This window comes from Agrobacterium sp. 5Ca39, from assembly GCF_055382365.1.
The window spans coordinates 1,001,482-1,019,453 of the sequence record NZ_AP026437.1 but is presented as its reverse complement, the minus strand read 5'-3'; the positions used below and the strand labels follow the sequence as shown (position 1 = coordinate 1,019,453).

Annotated in this window: 15 protein-coding genes; 2 read left to right on the top strand and 13 right to left on the bottom strand. The window is 58.8% G+C overall.

From position 1 onward, the window contains the following. The first annotated feature begins 14 nt into the window (after positions 1 to 14). Positions 15 to 692, top strand: a complete 678-nt coding sequence (locus tag ACZ47E_RS18320; protein WP_006700316.1) for a GntR family transcriptional regulator — start codon at positions 15 to 17, stop codon at positions 690 to 692. Positions 693 to 701: 9 nt separating this feature from the next. Here the strand turns inward: ACZ47E_RS18320 and ACZ47E_RS18315 are convergent, their stop codons facing one another. The 7 genes from ACZ47E_RS18315 to ACZ47E_RS18285 all read right to left on the bottom strand — a co-directional run bounded on the left by ACZ47E_RS18315 (position 702) and on the right by ACZ47E_RS18285 (position 9,130). Then, positions 702 to 1,724, bottom strand: a complete 1,023-nt coding sequence (locus ACZ47E_RS18315) for an ABC transporter ATP-binding protein (protein ID WP_037092940.1) — start codon at positions 1,722 to 1,724, stop codon at positions 702 to 704. After that, positions 1,721 to 2,704, bottom strand: coding sequence for an ABC transporter ATP-binding protein (locus ACZ47E_RS18310; protein ID WP_108081329.1), 984 nt, complete (start codon positions 2,702 to 2,704; stop codon positions 1,721 to 1,723). The genes ACZ47E_RS18315 and ACZ47E_RS18310 overlap by 4 nt, the downstream gene beginning before the upstream one ends. Beyond that, positions 2,697 to 4,190: an amidohydrolase family protein gene (locus tag ACZ47E_RS18305; protein ID WP_112766416.1), complete on the bottom strand. Its 1,494-nt coding sequence runs from the start codon at positions 4,188 to 4,190 to the stop codon at positions 2,697 to 2,699. The genes ACZ47E_RS18310 and ACZ47E_RS18305 overlap by 8 nt, the downstream gene beginning before the upstream one ends. Next, positions 4,190 to 5,383 (bottom strand): amidohydrolase family protein, encoded by a 1,194-nt coding sequence (locus ACZ47E_RS18300; protein WP_037092945.1) that lies wholly within the window; start codon positions 5,381 to 5,383, stop codon positions 4,190 to 4,192. Before ACZ47E_RS18300 ends, ACZ47E_RS18305 begins: the two co-directional genes overlap by 1 nt. Before the next feature lie 5 nt (positions 5,384 to 5,388). Beyond that, positions 5,389 to 6,336, bottom strand: coding sequence for an ABC transporter permease (locus ACZ47E_RS18295; protein WP_464017112.1), 948 nt, complete (start codon positions 6,334 to 6,336; stop codon positions 5,389 to 5,391). A gap of 18 nt (positions 6,337 to 6,354) precedes the next feature. After that, positions 6,355 to 7,323, bottom strand: a complete 969-nt coding sequence (locus ACZ47E_RS18290) for an ABC transporter permease (protein ID WP_004444583.1) — start codon at positions 7,321 to 7,323, stop codon at positions 6,355 to 6,357. A gap of 241 nt (positions 7,324 to 7,564) precedes the next feature. Then, positions 7,565 to 9,130: an ABC transporter substrate-binding protein gene (locus tag ACZ47E_RS18285; RefSeq protein WP_464017111.1), complete on the bottom strand. Its 1,566-nt coding sequence runs from the start codon at positions 9,128 to 9,130 to the stop codon at positions 7,565 to 7,567. A 159-nt stretch (positions 9,131 to 9,289) separates the two neighbouring features. On the opposite strand from ACZ47E_RS18285, the gene ACZ47E_RS18280 reads away from it, so the two are divergent. Continuing rightward, entirely contained in the window at positions 9,290 to 10,825 is a 1,536-nt protein-coding gene (locus ACZ47E_RS18280; protein WP_464017110.1) for an amidohydrolase family protein, read from the top strand. A 188-nt stretch (positions 10,826 to 11,013) separates the two neighbouring features. Here ACZ47E_RS18280 and ACZ47E_RS18275 read toward each other — a convergent pair whose 3' ends face one another. From ACZ47E_RS18275 to ACZ47E_RS18250, 6 genes are all read right to left on the bottom strand, one after another. Next, a complete protein-coding gene (locus ACZ47E_RS18275) occupies positions 11,014 to 12,078 on the bottom strand; it encodes a porin (protein ID WP_044458912.1) in 1,065 nt (354 codons plus the stop codon). A gap of 452 nt (positions 12,079 to 12,530) precedes the next feature. Beyond that, positions 12,531 to 14,705: a putative bifunctional diguanylate cyclase/phosphodiesterase gene (locus ACZ47E_RS18270; RefSeq protein ID WP_108081422.1), complete on the bottom strand. Its 2,175-nt coding sequence runs from the start codon at positions 14,703 to 14,705 to the stop codon at positions 12,531 to 12,533. Between the two features lie 230 nt (positions 14,706 to 14,935). Next, complete coding sequence (locus ACZ47E_RS18265; RefSeq protein WP_108081326.1) at positions 14,936 to 15,871, bottom strand: 2-hydroxyacid dehydrogenase; 936 nt, start codon at positions 15,869 to 15,871, stop codon at positions 14,936 to 14,938. A 23-nt stretch (positions 15,872 to 15,894) separates the two neighbouring features. Beyond that, positions 15,895 to 16,626, bottom strand: a complete 732-nt coding sequence (locus ACZ47E_RS18260; RefSeq protein ID WP_004444596.1) for an amino acid ABC transporter ATP-binding protein — start codon at positions 16,624 to 16,626, stop codon at positions 15,895 to 15,897. Then, on the bottom strand, positions 16,607 to 17,266 hold the full coding sequence (locus ACZ47E_RS18255; RefSeq protein WP_044458914.1) for an amino acid ABC transporter permease: 660 nt from the start codon (positions 17,264 to 17,266) through the stop codon (positions 16,607 to 16,609). Before ACZ47E_RS18255 ends, ACZ47E_RS18260 begins: the two co-directional genes overlap by 20 nt. Continuing rightward, positions 17,263 to 17,967: an amino acid ABC transporter permease gene (locus tag ACZ47E_RS18250; protein WP_108081325.1), complete on the bottom strand. Its 705-nt coding sequence runs from the start codon at positions 17,965 to 17,967 to the stop codon at positions 17,263 to 17,265. Before ACZ47E_RS18250 ends, ACZ47E_RS18255 begins: the two co-directional genes overlap by 4 nt. Between the last annotated feature and the right edge of the window lie 5 nt (positions 17,968 to 17,972).

The window sequence follows — 17,972 nt, the reverse complement described above, 5'->3', positions numbered from 1 at the left end:
GGGGAGTATGTCGAATGAGCGAGCAGGCCGGCCCGTCCACGCAGCAGATTGTCGAGAAAGTATGGCTTTCGATCGCCGAACGCCGGCTGCGTCCGGGTGTGCAGCTGAAAGAAGAGCAACTGGCGACAATCTTTGGCGTCAGCCGTGCCAGAATCCGCCAGGCCTTGTCCGTTCTCGAACGTGACGGACTGGTGACCATAGTTCCCAATCGCGGTGCTTTCGTCTCCAAACCGTCGGTCGAGGAAGCCCGCGACGTCTTCTTCGTGCGCCGTACCGTCGAGCAATGCGTTGTCGAAAGACTTTGCAAATCCGCCACCAAGACCGATCTCAAAAAGCTACGCGACCACGTGGCCAAAGAGCGCGTGGCCAATGCCAAAAACGTCACGACCGACATCATCAAGCTTTCCGGCGGGTTCCACCTTCTGCTTGCGGAAACGCTCGGTTCCGACTTTCTCTTTACCACCATGCGCGACCTCATTTCCCGCTCGTCGCTGATAACAGCCGTTTACCGTAACACGGATCGCTTCAACTGCGGCCCGGACGAACATGCGGAAATCGTCGATGCGATCGCCAACAATGATCCGTCGCGGGCCATCCACCTGATGACCCACCACCTCGAGCATGTGGAAGCGGAGCTCGATCTCAGCGAAATCCGCGACCTTTCCCACGACCTGCGCGCCGCGCTCGGCTGATTTTTCCGCTCAGGCGCGATGTCGCTCGCCCGCCCATTGCGTGTCATCTTCGACCAGATGACAGGCAACCCGCGTGCCGTTGGCAAGGCTCTTCACCTTAGGCACTTCTGCCGAACATTGCGCCGTTGCGAGCGGACAACGCGGGTGAAACGCGCAACCCGAAGGCGGCTTCAAAGGGCTTGGCACTTCACCGGCAACAATCTCCCGGTCCCGCTGCGGCGCCTTGATATTAGGGATCGTCTGGAGAAGCAGCCGGGTATAGGGATGGCGCGGATTGGCGAAAAGCTCTTCCGTATCCCCCTCCTCCACAATCCGGCCGAGATACATCACCGCGATACGGTCTGACATGTGACGAACAACGCTCATGTCGTGGCTGATGAAGAGATAGGTGAGGCCGAGTTCATCCTGCAGGCGGCGCATGAGGTTCAGCACCTGCGCCTGCACCGAAACGTCGAGCGCCGATGTCGGCTCATCGCAGACGAGGAATTCCGGTTCACTCGCCAATGCACGGGCAATGGAGATGCGCTGGCGTTGGCCGCCGGAAAATTCATGCGGAAACTTTTCGCCGTCAGAGGCCGACAGCCCCACAGTCTTCAGAAGCTCCTCCACCCTATCCATCGTCTCAGCCTTGGTCGCGCGCAGCTTCAATTCGCGGATCGGTTCGGCGATGATGTTCTTCACCCGCCAGCGCGGATTGAGCGAGGCATAGGGATCCTGAAAGATCATCTGTGCCGACAGCGGTTTACCCTTGCCGCCTGCCGCGAAACGAAACTCGCCGGCACTTGGCCGAAAAAGTCCCGTTACCAGGCGGGCAACAGTAGATTTGCCACAACCGCTTTCACCGACGATACTGAGACAGCCGCCGGCCGGAACGGAAAAATCGATATCGTTGACGGCCTGCACGAACTGCCGTGGTTTGCGCTCGATGATGCGATTGAGCAGCGGGGCCGAAACGTCGAAGGTTTTCGTCAGGCCCTTCACCGTCAAGGCCGGCTTGCTCAATGCTGCCTTTTGAGATGCGGATTGTGTCATGCTGTGCCTCCTGCATTCAGCCAGCACGCACTGGCGCCGTTGCAGACGGTTTCGAGTTCAGGCCTTTCCCGCCGACAGCGTGGCCCGGCGAATCCACAGCGTGGATTAAACGCGCATCCGGGCGGGATCGCGTCGAGACGCGGCATCGCGCCGTCGATCTGGTTCAGCCGCTCCACCCGTGCGCCAAGTGACGGGATGGAGGCCATCAGGCCCTGCGTATAGGGGTGGCGCGGTTCGTGCAGCACCTGCTCGACCGGGCCCACCTCGATCAGCCGGCCGGCATAAAGCACCGCCACACGGTCGGCAGCCTCGGCAATGACGCCCATGTCGTGGGTGACGAGCATGACCGCCGTCTGCTTTTCCTTGCACAGCCGCCGCAGCAGCGAAATGATCTGCGCCTGGATCGAGACATCGAGCGCCGTCGTCGGCTCATCGGCAATGATGAGTTTCGGAGAGGCGGCGAGCGCCAGCGCAATGACGACACGCTGGCGCATGCCGCCAGAAAACTGGTGCGGATAATGATCGACACGATCCGCAGGTGATGGAATGCCGACATCCTTCAACAGTTGAACGGCCCGTGCGCGTGCATCCGCTTTCGACAGCGGCAGGTGCTGGCGGATCGTCTCGACAAGCTGCGCACCGACCGTAAAGAGTGGATTGAGCGAGGTTAGCGGGTCCTGAAAGATCGCACCGATCTCACGACCGCGAATGCTTTCCATCGCCCGGTCATCCAGTTGATCGATACGGCGCGACCCGAGCCATATTTCGCCATCGGCAATGTGGCCGGGCTTCTCGAGCAGGCCCTGTATGGCAAGGCCCGTCATGGATTTGCCGGCACCGGATTCACCGACAACACCCAGGATTTCACCGGGCCGGATCGAAAGGCTGATATCGGAAAGCGCAGTAACGGTGCCTCGACGGCCAGGAAACTCGACCTTGAGATTGCGGACATCGATAACCGATTGGTTCATGTCAACCATGCTGGGCGACCTCCACCGGATAGCTCGGAGGGAAGATTTCGGAGACGGGCGGATTTGCCCAGCTCCGTTCGGGATATTTTGCAATCAGGCGATCGAACTGCGCCTGCGCCTGTTCACGGGCACGCCGCATGTCGATACGGGCGACCTGCCTTTCACGCATGGAAAGACGGCCGTCGACAAAAACGGCCCGCGTGACCTTGCCCGAACCGCCGGTCACCAGCGTGGTGATCGGATCGATGCTCGGCGCCATGACGGTATCGTCGAGGTCAAAGACAGCAATGTCTGCCCTTGCGCCCGGGGAAAGATGGCCAAGGTCAGATCGTCCAAGAGCCCGCGCGCCGCCAAGTGTGGCCGCATCGAAGAGATCGGCACAGCGGATCTGGTCCGGAGCACCGTCATTGATGCGGCAGGTGATCAGTCCTAGGAGCAAATTCATCAACATGTCGGCCGGGGCCGTATCCGTTCCCATCGCGATATTGATGCCGCGTTTGCGGCAGGAGGAGAAGGATGAGAGCGTGCTGCCACCACGGCTCGAAACCAGCGGACAGTGGACGATGGAGACGCCGTTTTCCGCATAGAGCGCCAGATCTTCTTCCGTCGCATTGGTGGCGTGCGGCGCAATTAGCCTTTCGCTGAGCAGCCCGGCCTTGGCGAGCCAGACTGGCGCGGTCGAGCCGTGAAGCTTGCGAACCGTATCGACCTCCATGACGCCCTGCGCCATATGGAGACGGAACTTGCAGCCGAGTTCGCGGGCCGCTGCGTCGGTGCGCTCAATCAGCGCCAGAGTGGAGGTTTCCACGCGGTCCGGCGCCAGCATGCCGCGCACCAGATCGCCGTGCCTTCCACTCTGCTTTTCGATGAAGGCGATTGCGTCGGCGAGGCCCTGAAAACCACGCTCCTCATCAAAAACAGGCACCATGCGGCCCGGTTCTTCCAGCACCATGCCGCCTGAACGGAAGGCGGGGCTGAGATAAACGCGCAAACCAAGTTCTCCGGCGGCATCGGCGGCCGCCTCGAATTCCGCCACGGTCTCCCCCCATTCGCGATAGAACAGCGATGCGATGGGGGCTGCCGTGGTGATGCCATTGAGGAGCAACTGCCCGAAGGCGAAACGCTTCTGGAAGGCAAGCTCTTCCGGGGAATACATTTCGTAAGGACCAGCCTCAACATAGGAGCGCGGCCAGACACGACCCTTCGCCCAGCCCGGATGATGATCAATGCCGAGGATCGTCGTATCGAGATCGGAAAGCGCATCGAGATCGATCAGGCCGGGGCTGACGAGCGCATTGCCAAAATCGATACGCCGGGCGACCTCTCCCGGAAACCGATGCCCGACAAAGACGATTTCGCCGTTTTCGAAGACAACCTCGCCGTTTTTCAGAAGGCGGTGCGATCCATCCTTGTGCCCGACAACCCAGCTGGCTGTCAGCAACGTTCGCCCTTGCGGCCTTTCGCCCAATTGCAACGCATTGAGAACATCGCTCATTACGGCGCCTCCACGATGGCTTTGCCGTTTCTCGCGGTAACCCGCCCGCCTTTGACCACCAGCGGCCGAGGCGCGATATCGACAACGGCTTGCGCCAGCGTTTCACCGGTCAGGAGCGTGAAGTCGGCGGCACAGCCGATCTCCATGCCGTAATCCTCGAGACCCATGACATCGGCGCCACCCTTGGAAACGACATGGAGCACATGCGCAAGTTCGATATCCGAGCGCAGACCGTTTTTCATGCCGATGATCTTGGCGCGATCCAGCATGTCCGGCTGTCCCCACGGACCCCATGTGTCGCGGATGCCATCACAGCCGCCGCCAACGCGCACACCCGCCTCCTTGAGGCGCATGATCGACGGCACGCTTGCCGATGGCGCACCCGTGGTCAGGATGGCGACATCAAGCCGCGCAATCTCGTCGATCAGCCTGCCAACGCGCAGATAGTCGTTCATGCCAAGGGCAAAGGCGTGGCTGATGGCAACGTTGCCCTGCATGCCGTTTGCCCGGATGCGCTCGAAGATGAGCTCCATCGTGAAGGCGCCGAGGTCGGCGGCTTCGTGCAGATGAATATCGATCGGCACGCCGTGTTTTGTCGCCAGTTGAAAAAGAATGTCCAGCTGGCCCTTCGGATCGCGGTCAATTCCGCAGGGATCGATGCCGCCGAGCACCTCGCAGCCTTGCTTCAACGCCTCATCGAGAAGCTCCACCGTGCCGGGCATGACCATGACGCCGGATTGCGGGAAGGCGACGACCTCGATGTCGATGATGCCATTAAGCTTCTCACGGGTTTCCCATATGCCCTCTACCAGTTTCAGGCCATGGGTGGGGTCGATATCGACATGGCTGCGAATATGGGTGCCGCCATTGGCCGCAAGGCCGATCGCATGGCGCATGGACTGGCGATGCGGATCGATGCCGATCTGAACGCGGTTTTCCCGCTCGAAATCGATCCGCTCGCGCAGGATGGCAGCACGGTTGTTGACGTGCCAGGGCATGCCCCACGTCGTCTTGTCCAGATGCGTATGGGCATCGATAAGACCGGGAACGGCAATTGCTCCCTTGCCGTCCTCAACCGGCATGCCGGGTTCGGCGTCAAATGTTCCGAAACCTGAAATCTTGCCGTTCCTGATCAAAATATCGCAGGCTTCGCCCGCCATGGGCCGTACGTTGCGCAGAAGAAGATCGTGCATGGAGCTCACCTCAGTTTCGGATTGAGCGCATCGCGCAGCCAGTCACCCAGAAGGTTGACGGTGACGACGAGCAGGCAGAGTTGGAAGACAGGGAACAGCACGATCCACCAGGAGCCGGAGAACAGGAACTGGTTGCCGATACGGATCAGCGTGCCGAGCGACGGCTGGCTTGGTGGCATGCCAATGCCAAGGAAGGACAGCGTCGCTTCCGTCAGGATCGCCATGCCGAAATTCAGCGTGGCGGCAACCATGATCGGCGTTAACGTATTGGGCAGGATATGCGCCGCCATGATGCGGCGGGCGGGCACGCCGATCAGCTTAGCGGCCTGAACATAGTCCTTGCCGGTTTCTACAATCGCCTGTGCACGGACCGTTCGCGCATATTGCACCCAGGCGGAGAGCGCGATGGCGAGAATGAGCACGGCGGATGCACCGACCTCACGCAGATTGTCGGGCAGCATTTGCCGCACGACTGTCGACACGAGGATGGCAACCAGAATGGTCGGGATGGACAGCGTGATGTCACCGATGCGCATCAGGACGCCATCGGCAAAACCGCCGAAGTACCCCGCCACCAGACCTGCCGTCATGCCGATGACGAGCGAAAGCAGCACGGAGGCGACACCGATGACGATAGAGATGCGTGTGCCGTAGAGAATGGCCGAGAGCATGTCGCGTCCCTGCGTATCCGTTCCAAGCAGAAATGGCCATTCGCCGCCCTCCTGCCAGATCGGCGGCAGCTCGGCCTTCCACATGTCCAGCGATGCACCGTCATAGGGATTCTGGGGCGCAATCCACGGCGCGAAGACAGCTGCGAGGATCAGGATTGCGAGAATGAGCGCGCTGATCTTGGCCGATTTACTGCGGCTGAACGACCAGTAGAGGTCGCTATCGCGCATGCGGCTGAAAAGTGACCGACGGGCGGTTTTTTCCGTTTGCGAAAGGTCTGTCATGAAACTGGCTCCCTTCGGTCAGCGCGCGGTGCGCAGACGCGGATCGATGACGGCATAGGCGATATCGACGAACGTGTTGAGGACAACGAAGATGAAGGAGATGATGCAGAGATAGGCCGCCATGACGGGGATATCGAGGAAGGTAACCGCCTGAATGAACAGCATGCCCATGCCCGGCCACTGAAACACCGTTTCCGTGATGAGCGCGAAGGCGATGAGCGAACCCACATTCATCGTCGTCAGTGTCACCACCGGCATCAGACAGTTGCGCAGCGCATGACGGAAGTAGATCCGCCAGCGCGGAATGCCGCGGGCCCGTGCGAACTTCACGAAATCGGACCGCAGAACTTCAAGCATTTCAGCCCGCACCAGACGCATGACGAGGGTGATCTGATAAAGCGAAAGCGCGATAGCCGGAAGAATGAGCGCAGCACGCCCGGACGAGGTCAAAAGCCCGGTTGACCACCAGCCGAGCTGAACGACATCGCCACGGCCGAAGGCCGGTGCCCAGCCGAGGGAAACGGAAAAGACAAGAATGAGAAGAATGCCGACAACGAAGCTTGGCAGGGACACCCCGACGATCGACAGGAACTGCAGACCTTCCGTGTACCACTTCCCGCGCCGGATCGCCGTCAGAACACCCAGAGGCAGGCCGACGACCAGAGAGATCACGGTGGCAACCAGCACCAGCTCAAGGGTCGCGGGGAACCTTTCCGCGATCAGCGGCAGCACCTGCTGGCCGTTGCGGTAGGAAACGCCGAAATTGCCCTCCGCCGCGTCTTTGACGAACCGCAGATATTGGGTCGGCAGGCTGTCATTGAGGCCGAGCCTCTCACGCAGGGCTGCACGATCCTCCTGCGACGTCTGTTCGCCGACCATCAGCTCGACGGGATCACCCGCCAGCCGAAAGATGAGAAAGGCGATAAGCGCAACGGAAAGCATGACCAGCACGGCATTTCCCAAACGCTTGATGATGAATACCAGCATTGTTACCTCTCGGACGCGAGCCTGAGCCGCGCAGGCTTTCAGGTTCGATCATTCTCTTCCAGAGATGGGCAAAGGTTACGCGGCGTGTAGGAACCACGAACACAGTGCAACTTTGTCGACAATTTTTGACACGGTTTCGTTCGGCTTCACATCCAGTCAAATGAACTGGCGCGTGCTCGAATATCTGCTGAAACAGTCAAGGCGCTCGGTCCAGTGACCGGCGCCTCGCTTGCTGTCCGTCTTATTTGTCGAGCTGGGTCAGCCAATGGCGTGGCTTGTTGTCAGCGCGGAAGTCGACGCTTTTGACCTTGGCCAGCATAGCCCACGCAATCGGCTGCTGATGCAGCGGAACGAGCATGGTCTCGTCCTTGGCGATTTTCAGCGCAGCTTCTTCGAGCGCCAGGCGTTTCGTATTGTCCTGCTCCTGCGCCGCCTGCGCAACAAGCTTGTCGATCTCGGGATTGGACCAGCCGCCATAGTTGGAGACGCCCATCGCGCCCTTGCGGGTCGAGAGGATCTGCGACAGCATCGAGAAGGCGTCAAGAGTCGGCTCGTTTGCCCAGCTGAGGTTGAAGACGTCAGCCTTGCCGCCATTGCGCTTAGGTGACTGCACGGAACGTGGCGCAATATCGATGGTCGGCTGGAAACCGCCACGCTTCAACATGTTGGCAACGCCCGAGCAGATATCCTCTTCGTTGACGCTCTCGTCATTCATGCAGGTATAGGTGAAGGCAAGGTTCTTCATGCCCGCATCGGCAAGCAGCTTCTGCGCCTTGGCCGGATCGGCCGGCTCGAACGTGTCCAGCGATTTGGCATAACCAGCGATCTCAGGTGCGATCAGCGAGCCGGACGGTCTTGCAAGACCACGCATGACTTTTTTGTTGATCAGGTCACGATCGATGGAGGCTTCGAAGGCCTGACGAACGCGCAGATCATTAAAGGGGTTCGGCTGACCGTTTTCCAGTTTTTCGCGGCGGTTGAAGCCAATGAAAAGCGTGCGAAGCTCGGTGCGCTTCTTGACCGTGATATTGGGCGAGGATTCCAGACGCGGCAAATCCTGGATCGGGGCGGAGTCGATCAGGTCGATTTCACCTGACAGCAGTGCCGCGACTCGTGTTGCCGCAGATGCGATTGGCACGAATTCGATGCGGTCGAGATTGTGCTTCTTCTGGTCCCACCAGCCTTCATTGGCAACGAGAACAGTCTTGCTGTCGGGAACGCGGCTTTCGAGCTTGAACGGGCCTGTGCCATTGGTGTGCATGGTGGTGTAGCCATCGACCTTCGACGCGAAGTCGGTAGGCTTCTCGCTATTGTTATCTTTCAACCACTTGGCGTTAAAAATGAAGATATTGGTTATGTCGTTCAGAAAGAGAGAAGTCGGCGCGTTGACATCGAGGTCCACCGTGTAGTCGTCAACTTTTTTGACGCCAGCGTAAATCGGGATATTGCCCCGCAGCGGCGACGTCGCGTCCGAAGCGCGCGTGAAGGATGCGACGACATCATCGGCGGTGAAGTCTGCGCCGTCATGAAATTTCACGCCCTTGCGAAGGGTAAAGCGCCAGGTCTTTCCATCAATCAGCTTCCACTCGGTGGCGAGTGCCGGCTCGATCTGGAAGTCCGGTCCGTAGCGGACGAGACCCTCGTAGATATGATTGAGAAAAGCGAGGTTGGATGTGGACGGGACCGAATAGGGATCGAGCGAATAGAGATCGGCGCGACCGCCCCAGCGAAGGGTCTCCGCGCTGGCGGGAACGGCAATGGCGGCAGCAGCCATGGCCGCCAGGACAAAACTTCTGACACGGGACATTTGATCCCCCCTTTTTATTGATCGTTGGAAACCGGCACGGGTCCGGTCAGGCAGAAGGAGTATTGTTTCGCTGAGGCTTATTGTCAATAATATTGTTGACAATTATCGTACTCAAAATCGCAAGTTTTTGAATACGAGTTTAAGCGAGGAGGAGAGAATATGACAGGCTTTCTGCTGCGGCACGGAACGATCGTTACGGTCGACAAGGGGCGGCGCGTTATTGAGAACGGGGCACTGGCGATAGAAGGCGACAGAATTGTCGACATCGGCACTGTGGATGAACTTGACCCCCGCCACAGTGATAAGGCGGTTATCGACTGCAGGGGAAAGCTTCTCATTCCTGGCCTGATCGATGCCCATGGCCACGCGGGCCACGCCCTTCTTCGCAGCATCGCAGCGGACACCAATGCGATGTGGATGAAAATCATCACCCCGACCTATTACCACTACGTCACCCGCGACTACTGGTATGCCGACGGGCTGATTTCCGGCATTGAACGGCTGCGCGCCGGGGTGACGACCGGGGCCAGCATCATCACTTCGATGCCACGCGCGGATGACCCCGTCTTCGCCATCAACCACGCCCGCGCCTATAGCGAACTCGGCCTTCGCGAAATCATCTGCGTCGGGCCGTCAGGCCTCCCATGGCCTCATCCGGTCACACGGTGGGAGAGCGGTCTACCGGAACGTCGCGACGTTAGCTTCGACGAGATGATGGATGGCAGCGAAGCGGTGATCGAAGCATTGCACGGCAGCGCCGATGGCCGCATCAGCGTTTTCCTGACGCCTTTCACCATCGCACCGTCGGTCGAACCCTCCAATGCATCTACGCCGGACCAGGCAGTGAAACTGACAGAGGGTGACAGAATGCAGGCCCGCCGGATACGCGAGATGGCGCGCAAGACCGGTGTCAGGCTTCATTCCGACGCCTTTGCCGGGCAAATTCGCATGGCGTTTCAGGACAAGGAAAATGCCCTGCTTGGCCCTGACATTCACCTTCAGCATTGCTGGGGTATCTCCCACGACGAAATAGACATACTGGCCGAGACAGGCACATGCGTGACCCATGCGCCGCCGGGCCGCGCAACTCCCATCATGGAAATGATGTCAAAAGGGATTCGTGTCGCCATCACCACCGATGGCGCAGCTCCAAGCCGCCATTTCGACATGTTGCAGACGGCGCGCCTGGCACAATTTACGCAGCATCTCCTGCACAATCACGACCGCTACCTGCTTCCGCCGGGCAAGATCTTAGAGATGATCACGATCGATGCCGCCCACGCTATCGGCATGGAGGACGAGATCGGTTCGCTCGAGATCGGCAAGAAGGCTGATGTCGTCATCATAGACATGCGGAAGCCGCATCTCATGCCCATGTGGATGCCGGTCCACCGTCTGGTCCATCAGGTTCTTGGAAGCGATGTCGATACCGTCTTTGTAGACGGTAAATTGCTGATGGAAAATGGCCGGGTACTGACATCAGATGTAGACGCCGCCATTTCCTTCGGCAAACAGGAAGCCATGGCACTGGCAGAACGGGCGGGTCTGAAAGCACACATGCACGATCCGGGCTGGGGCTGCCTGTTGCGCACGTTCGACGAACCCGTGCTCCCTCCCCGTCCGCCGGCGGATGCGAGATACCGCGCCGCCGACCAAGGGCCTGTTCAGGATCACAAATCGACGCGGGATCACTAATCGACTGGGGTCGGCAAGGTCCCTTGGACTTCTTGCCAACATCACGACAAAGACTCCCCGGCCAGGAGAGGACCGGGGAGCAAACCTGACATCATGTCAGGAACTTTGACTGGAGCTAGCACTCACCCGTTCAAGAAACGGGGTGGATCTGAGTTGTCTAACCCGGTTATGCTTTTTGTCAGGCTCTGTTAGAACGAACGCTCGAGACGAACGAAACCGGTCCAGCTGTCGCCACCACCGTTTACGCCCTTCTTTCCATCGACGTCCTGATAGGTGACCGCAACCTTGGTGGAGAGACCAGAGGTGATCTTGTAACCAGCAGCGACGCCAGCGCGCCATGCATCGCGGCTGCCAACGAAGTCGTTGTTAGCGCCGATGTCGATCGTGCCGAAATACTGGAAGCCGGGGGTGATGGTCAGCTTGTCAGTTGCCTTGATGGCGTATTCAGCAGCAACAGTCCACTCGGACTCTTCGTAGTAGTAGTTGGCGCCGGAAGCCCAAGCACCGGAGATGCCGAGCGTGCCGGGACCGATGTCAGCAGTGATGATTGCACGGATTGCACCGTTTTCCTGGTTCGTGTCGTAACCGCCAAGCAGGTTGGCCTTAACGCCGCCGATCTTTGCGCCGATGATGGCGCTGATGCCAACATCGTTCGTGTTGGTCTGGAACTTGCCGCCCTTCGTAACGCCGAGTTCGGAAGTGCCCTTACGCGAACCTTCGAGCTCTTCAACAGCGGCACCCACGTAGAATGAGCCGGCGTCGTAGGTGTAACGGATAGCATTCAGACGGGTGCGGTTGGAGCTGAGCTGGTCATACTCACCGGAGAGACCGTCGTCCCACCAGTTGTAGTAGAAACCGACTTTCAGGCCGCTGAGTTCGATGAAAGCCTGATCAAGAACGAAGTTGCGGTCAGTATCGTTGTCGGCCTGACCGCGCAGACCGATGTAGCCACGCAGGGCGCCGAGTTCTGTGTCGGTGCGGGTGTCAATGTTGAACTGGGCGCGGGTGAAAGAGTCCCAGTCAGATGTACCGGACTGGTTGCGACCAAAGTCGGTCTGGAAACGAACGTAACCGTCGAACTTCAGGCAGGTTTCGGTGCCGGGGATGTAAAAGAAGCCGGTGCCGAAAGCATCGCAGACGCGAACATATTCCATGGGCTCGGGCTCAGCGGCGACGATGGCGTCAGCGGCCTGTGCGCCGGATACTGCTGCGAGAGCCGCAGCGGAGCCGATCAAAAGGCTCTTGATGTTCATTTGTAATCTCCAGTCAAAAATTTTTCAACGAATGCGCAAATTTGTGGGCTGGTCTTTTCCCTGCCGCCCGCTTCCCTGCGCTGATCAGCAAATGACAGAAATCGCGGGGGAGTCGCAATTCAAATCTCCGGATTTAAAATACAACACGATGACGCAATCACACTAAGTAGTAAAATTACAACAAATATAAAGTTTAAAATATATAAATACACTTATATACACTTGCAAAATAGGCTTTATTGTATATTTAATTTCCGATGATATTCTAATATGACGAAATTAGTAACAATATTTCTGCGGCATGAGCCCAACAGCTCACCTTGAATAACAACGGTGATGTGACAATGGCCGAGGCTGGTGCAGTGAGTGCGCGAGGCGGCGATACCCGACCCGAAACTCGCGCGTGGTGCTTCAATTCCGTTCGGATGACGCAGCGGGCGGTGGATCGGCGATTACAGCGGTTGGCTGGAAGAACCGGTTGCAAACGTGGGCATCGCCTTCAGCATGCCCTCGATCTCGCCAGCCGCCACGGGGCGGCCGAAATAGTAACCTTGCCCGTAGGGACAACCGGCAGCGCGCAGAAAGTCAGCCTGCTCGGCCGTTTCCACGCCTTCGGCAATGACATCGATGCCCAGTGAACCGGCAAGCTGGATCATGATCGAAACAATGGCGCTGTCTTTGGTTTTTGCCGGCAGATGCGTGAGGAACGAGCGGTCGATCTTCATGCACGAAAGAGGGAATGTCTTGAGCATGCCAAGGCAGGAATAGCCGATGCCGAAGTCATCCAGTGCCAGGCTGACGCCCATCTGCTTGATGGCGCGCATGATGCGCACTGACGTGTCGACATCCTGAATGATGAGCGTCTCGGTAATCTCGATTTCCAGCAGCGAAGGTGCAAGGCCGGTTTCCTTCAGCACCGAACTGATCTGGTCCGCCAAGCCGCCCTGGAACTGCCGGGGGGAGATATTGACTGCCATTTTGACAGGCGACAATCCAGCAGCCATCCAGTCTCGCGCCTGACGGCACGCTTTTTTCAGAATGCTCTCCCCAAGCTCCACGATGAGGCCGGTTTCTTCCGCAAGGCCGATGAATTCCGAAGGCCCAAGCAGTCCCTCCGCCGGGTGCTGCCAGCGCACCAGCGCCTCCACCCCGCTGATTCCGCCGGTAAGTAGATCGACCTGCGGCTGGAAATGCAGGATGAATTCATCCCGTTCCACGGCCCTGCGCAATTCCTCGATACGCGTGACCTTCTTTCTCAAATCGTCTGCCATGCGCGGCGAGAAAGTAGCGATACCGTCCCGACCATTATGTTTCGCCTGATACATGGCAAGATCGGCAGCGGCGACGATCTCCGCCGTGGTTTCCCCATGTTCCGGAAAAAACGCCACGCCGATGCTGGATGTCGCCTTGATATCATAATTGCCGATGCGCAGCGGCTGTGAGACCGCAGCCTGGATGCTCCGAAGCCGGTTTTCGAAACCGTCACGCTGCTTCTCCAGAATGACGACGAACTCATCCCCACCCACCCGCAACACGAGATCGTTTCGACCCAGGGTCCCTGCAATGCGCGCCGCCGTCTTCGAAAGCAGCGCATCGCCGACGCTGTGGCCCAGCGTGTCGTTGATCTGCTTGAAATTGTCGAGGTCGAGAAAGCAGACGGCGATCGTCCGCCTGGCTTTTGCCGCGGCCGCAAGAACTTCCGGCAGTCGTGTATCGAGAAAACGGCGATTGGGGAGCCGGGTCAGCATGTCGTGATCAGCCAGAAAGGCGATATGTTCGGCCGCACGTTTGCGGTCGATCGCGAGCCCCGCCATGCGTGCAGCCGCACCGATAAATTCCACCAGTGCCGGATCTGGCTGGCGGGCCGCGAGCATGCACCAGACAAAACCGTGCGCCTTGCCGTCGCTGGCGGGAATATCGAAGCTGAAGGCAGTGTTATCGGCAGGGGAAGTGATGATGTCAGGATCGCTGACCGAGGAAATCAGCGCCGTCAGCCCCGCATGCGGAGCGAGTGCCGGCGATACATAAACCGAAGGTTCACCCGTAGCGGCGTCGAACACCCGTACGGCACAGGCAAGCCCCGTGGCGAGATTTTCAATCGCCTTGACGAATTCCTCGAGGAAATCCTCGATACGCGCCGCCGCGACAATCATTTCGAGAATGCGCGCCTGCGTCTGCAGCAGTCTTTCGGAAGCCTTTTTCTGGGTTATGTCCCTAGAAGCGCCGACCACCCCGATGATGTTGCCGGACTTGTCCCGCAGCGGCACGCGCGACATCATCAGCCAGCGGTCGATATCGCCACGCATGGCCCGCTCTTCGTAACCGAGATCCGGTTCTCCCGTGCGCATCACCCGTGCCTCGGTGTCGGGAATGCCCGCCCGCTGTGCTGCTTCGCCGTGAATATCGTAATCGGTGAGGCCAATCAGCTCCTCCACCGTGTCAAAACCATTTTCCTTGACGATTGCGCGGTTCGCAAACAGGAAACGACCTTCCAGATCCTTGGCATAGATAAAATCCGGCACGTGGTCGATCATCGCTTCCAACAACACATGCCGGTCGGATGGATTACTATTTTCATCTGTTGGGGTAGAGGCAGATGGCCCTGTTTCGCGCTTTTTTCGCGATATCCGGTTCTGCACGGGTGTCTTCGGGCCCTTGGAACGCACCTATCCGCCTCATCACTTTATAAGAGAGCAGAATAGTAGGATTATACATATTATATAAATATGAACGAGGGGCGGAGATAGGGTGGCCGATAGCCGTCTGTACGCTTGCGGCGATGAAATAGCGCCTGTCTCAGGGAAACGGCGCGGATAGAAGCCGCGCCGCAAGAATTCTGGCATCCAGCAAGGGCCCGTCACACCACCGGCGTCGGCAGCTCCCTGCCGGCAAAATGCGCGTCGAGATTGGCAAGAACGAGGTCTGCCATGGCCCGTCGCGTCTGATGCGTGCCGCTGCCGATATGTGGGGCGAGCGTGACGGTTTCGAAAGCAAACAGCGCTTCCGGCACACGCGGTTCATCCTCGAAGACATCAAGCGCAGCACCTGCGATCACGCCATTCGAAAGTGCCTCAATGAGCGCCTTCTCATCCACCAACGAGCCGCGAGCCACGTTGACAAGCACACCCTGCGGGCCAAGCGCGTTCAGAACCTCGGCGCTGACGATATGACGCGTTTCGGCGGTGGCCGCTGCGGCGATGATCAGCACGTCACAATTAGCGGCCAGAGCTTCGATGCTGTCATAATAATCATAGGCGACATCGCGACGATTTCTCGCGGTGTAGGAGATATGCGCATCGAAACCTTCGAGCCTCCTGGCAATCGCCTGACCGATGCGGCCGAAACCGAATATGCCATAGCGACGACCGGCCACGCGGGTGGAAAGGCCCATGTCGCCCTTCAGCCATTGCCCGGTGCGGACATATTGGTCTGCCTGCGGCAGCCTGCGCGCCTGCGCCAGAATAAGGCCCAGAGCAAGATCCGCGACATCGGCCGTCAACACGTCAGGCGTATTGGAAACACGAAAGCCGCGCCGCTTCGCTTCAGCCAGATCGACCTTGTCGAAGCCGACGCCGTTGATGGCAACGATTTCAAGCTTTGGTAACGCTGCACCAATATCCGCTGGCAGGCCGATATGACCGCCGGTGACGACGCCGCGGATCGTGCCGCCTTTTTCAGCAAGGAAGGCGGCCCTGTCTGACACTTCGAACAGGCGATGCACGGTGAAGCGCTGCGCAAGTTCTTCCTCCAGTGCCGGGATGAGCGGGCACAGCTGCACGATTTCAGTGGTCATGGATTTTCCTTTGTGCCTGTGAACTACTTCACATCGGCCTTGACGAATTGCCGGAGTTCCGGCGTTTGCGGATTGGCGAAGAGTTCGGACGAGCGGCCCTGCTCCCAGATCTTGCCCTTGTGCATGAAGATCGTTTCGGTCGCCACACGCCGCGCAAAGGCCATCTCATGCGTCACGAGGATCATGGTCATGCCGTCTCTGGCGAGGTTTTCCATGACAGTCAGCACTTCTTCGGTGAGTTCCGGATCGAGCGCAGACGTCACCTCGTCGAACAGCATTACCTTCGGCCGCATGGCAAGCGAGCGGGCAATCGCCACACGCTGCTGCTGGCCGCCGGACAGCTGGTCCGGATAGGAATCGAATTTCTCCGAAAGACCGACGAGCTGCAGAACCTCACGGGCGATATCCTTGGTTTCCGATTTTGCCACGTCCTTGACGATGCGCGGCGCAAGCATGATGTTTTCACCCACCGTCAGATGCGGGAACAGATTATAGCTCTGGAACACGATGCCGACATCGGTGCGCAGCTTCCGCAGGGCCTTGGCGTCTTCGCCGATCGCATGACCGGCGATTTCGATGCGGCCGGAATTGATCTTTTCCAGCCCGTTCATGCAACGCAGAAGCGTGCTCTTGCCCGAGCCCGAGCGGCCGATGAGGGCGAAGACTTCACCACGGCCGACCGTCAGCGACACGCCTTTGAGGACTTCCAGAGCGCCAAAGCTCTTGTGAACGTTTTCAACGATTACTTCCGGCATGAAGCCTCCTTTCCAGCCAACGCGACAGCTGGGATAACGGGTAGCAGACGATGAAATAAAGAATGGCCACCGCGACGAAGACGCGGAACGGCTGGAACGTGGCATTGTTGATGAGCTGCCCCGCTCTTGCCAGTTCGACGAAACCGATGATCGATGCGATGGACGTGTTCTTGACGACCTGGACGGCAAAACCGACGGTCGGCGGTAGCGAAATTCGGATCGCCTGCGGCAGGATGACGTAGCGATATTGCTGGGCCCGGGTGAGAGCGAGCGACTCCGACGCTTCCCATTGCTGTTTCGGCACCGCCTGGATGCAACCGCGCCAGATTTCCGCGAGGTAACCCGATGTATAGATGGTCATCGAGGCACCGGCGGCAAAAAGTGGCGGCAGTTCCAGCCCGGCAAGGCTGAGGCCGTAATAGGACAGGAACAGGATCATCAGCACCGGAATGCCCTGGATCACCTGAATGTAGGTGCCGGCGGCAATGCGCAGCGCCTTGAAATTCGAGGTGCGGGCGAGCGCCACGAAGAAGCCAACGATACCGCCGCCGATTAGCGCAATGATCGTCAGAAGCACGGTCCATTGCAGGGCGGTCAGCAGGAAGCCGAATTCGTTCCAGCCGAAAGTTCTAAGGGTCATGACTGCACCTCCGGCAAAGCGGTCATCGTCTTGCGGGCCACGCGGCGACCGAACAGCCACATGCCGACAAGGGCAAGGATGAGCCGCAGGCTGAGCGCCAGCGCCAGATAGATGAGCGTGACGACGATGTAGACCTCGAAGGAGCGATAGGTCTGCGATTCCACGAAGGCTGCAGCGGCGGCAAGCTCATGGGTGGAGATGGCCGAGCATATGCTCGATGCCAGCATCATCAGCACGAACTGGCTGCAGAGCGATGGATAGACCTTGGCAATGGCGGGCACGATAATGACGTGACGATAAATCTGGTACTTGGTGAAGCCCAGAGCCTCACCCGCCTCGATCTGCGACTTGTGCACCGCCTCGATGCCGGCGCGGATGATCTCCGTCGAATAGGCGGCAAGATTGATCGTCATGCCGATCAGCGCCGCCGTATCCGCCCCGACGCGAAAGCCGAGACCCGGCAGGCCGAAATAGACGATGAACAGCTGCACGAGGAACGGCGTGTTGCGGATGACTTCGACATAAGCATCCACGATGATGCGGACGATGCCACCATTGATGGAGCGCAATGAAGCGAGAAGAATGCCGAAAGCGCAGCCGAACACGATGGAAAGGACCGACAGTTTGATCGTCAGCCATATGCCGTTCAGAATTTCATTCTGATATTGGGCGAGCGCGCCGAATTGGAATGTATAGGACATGCGTC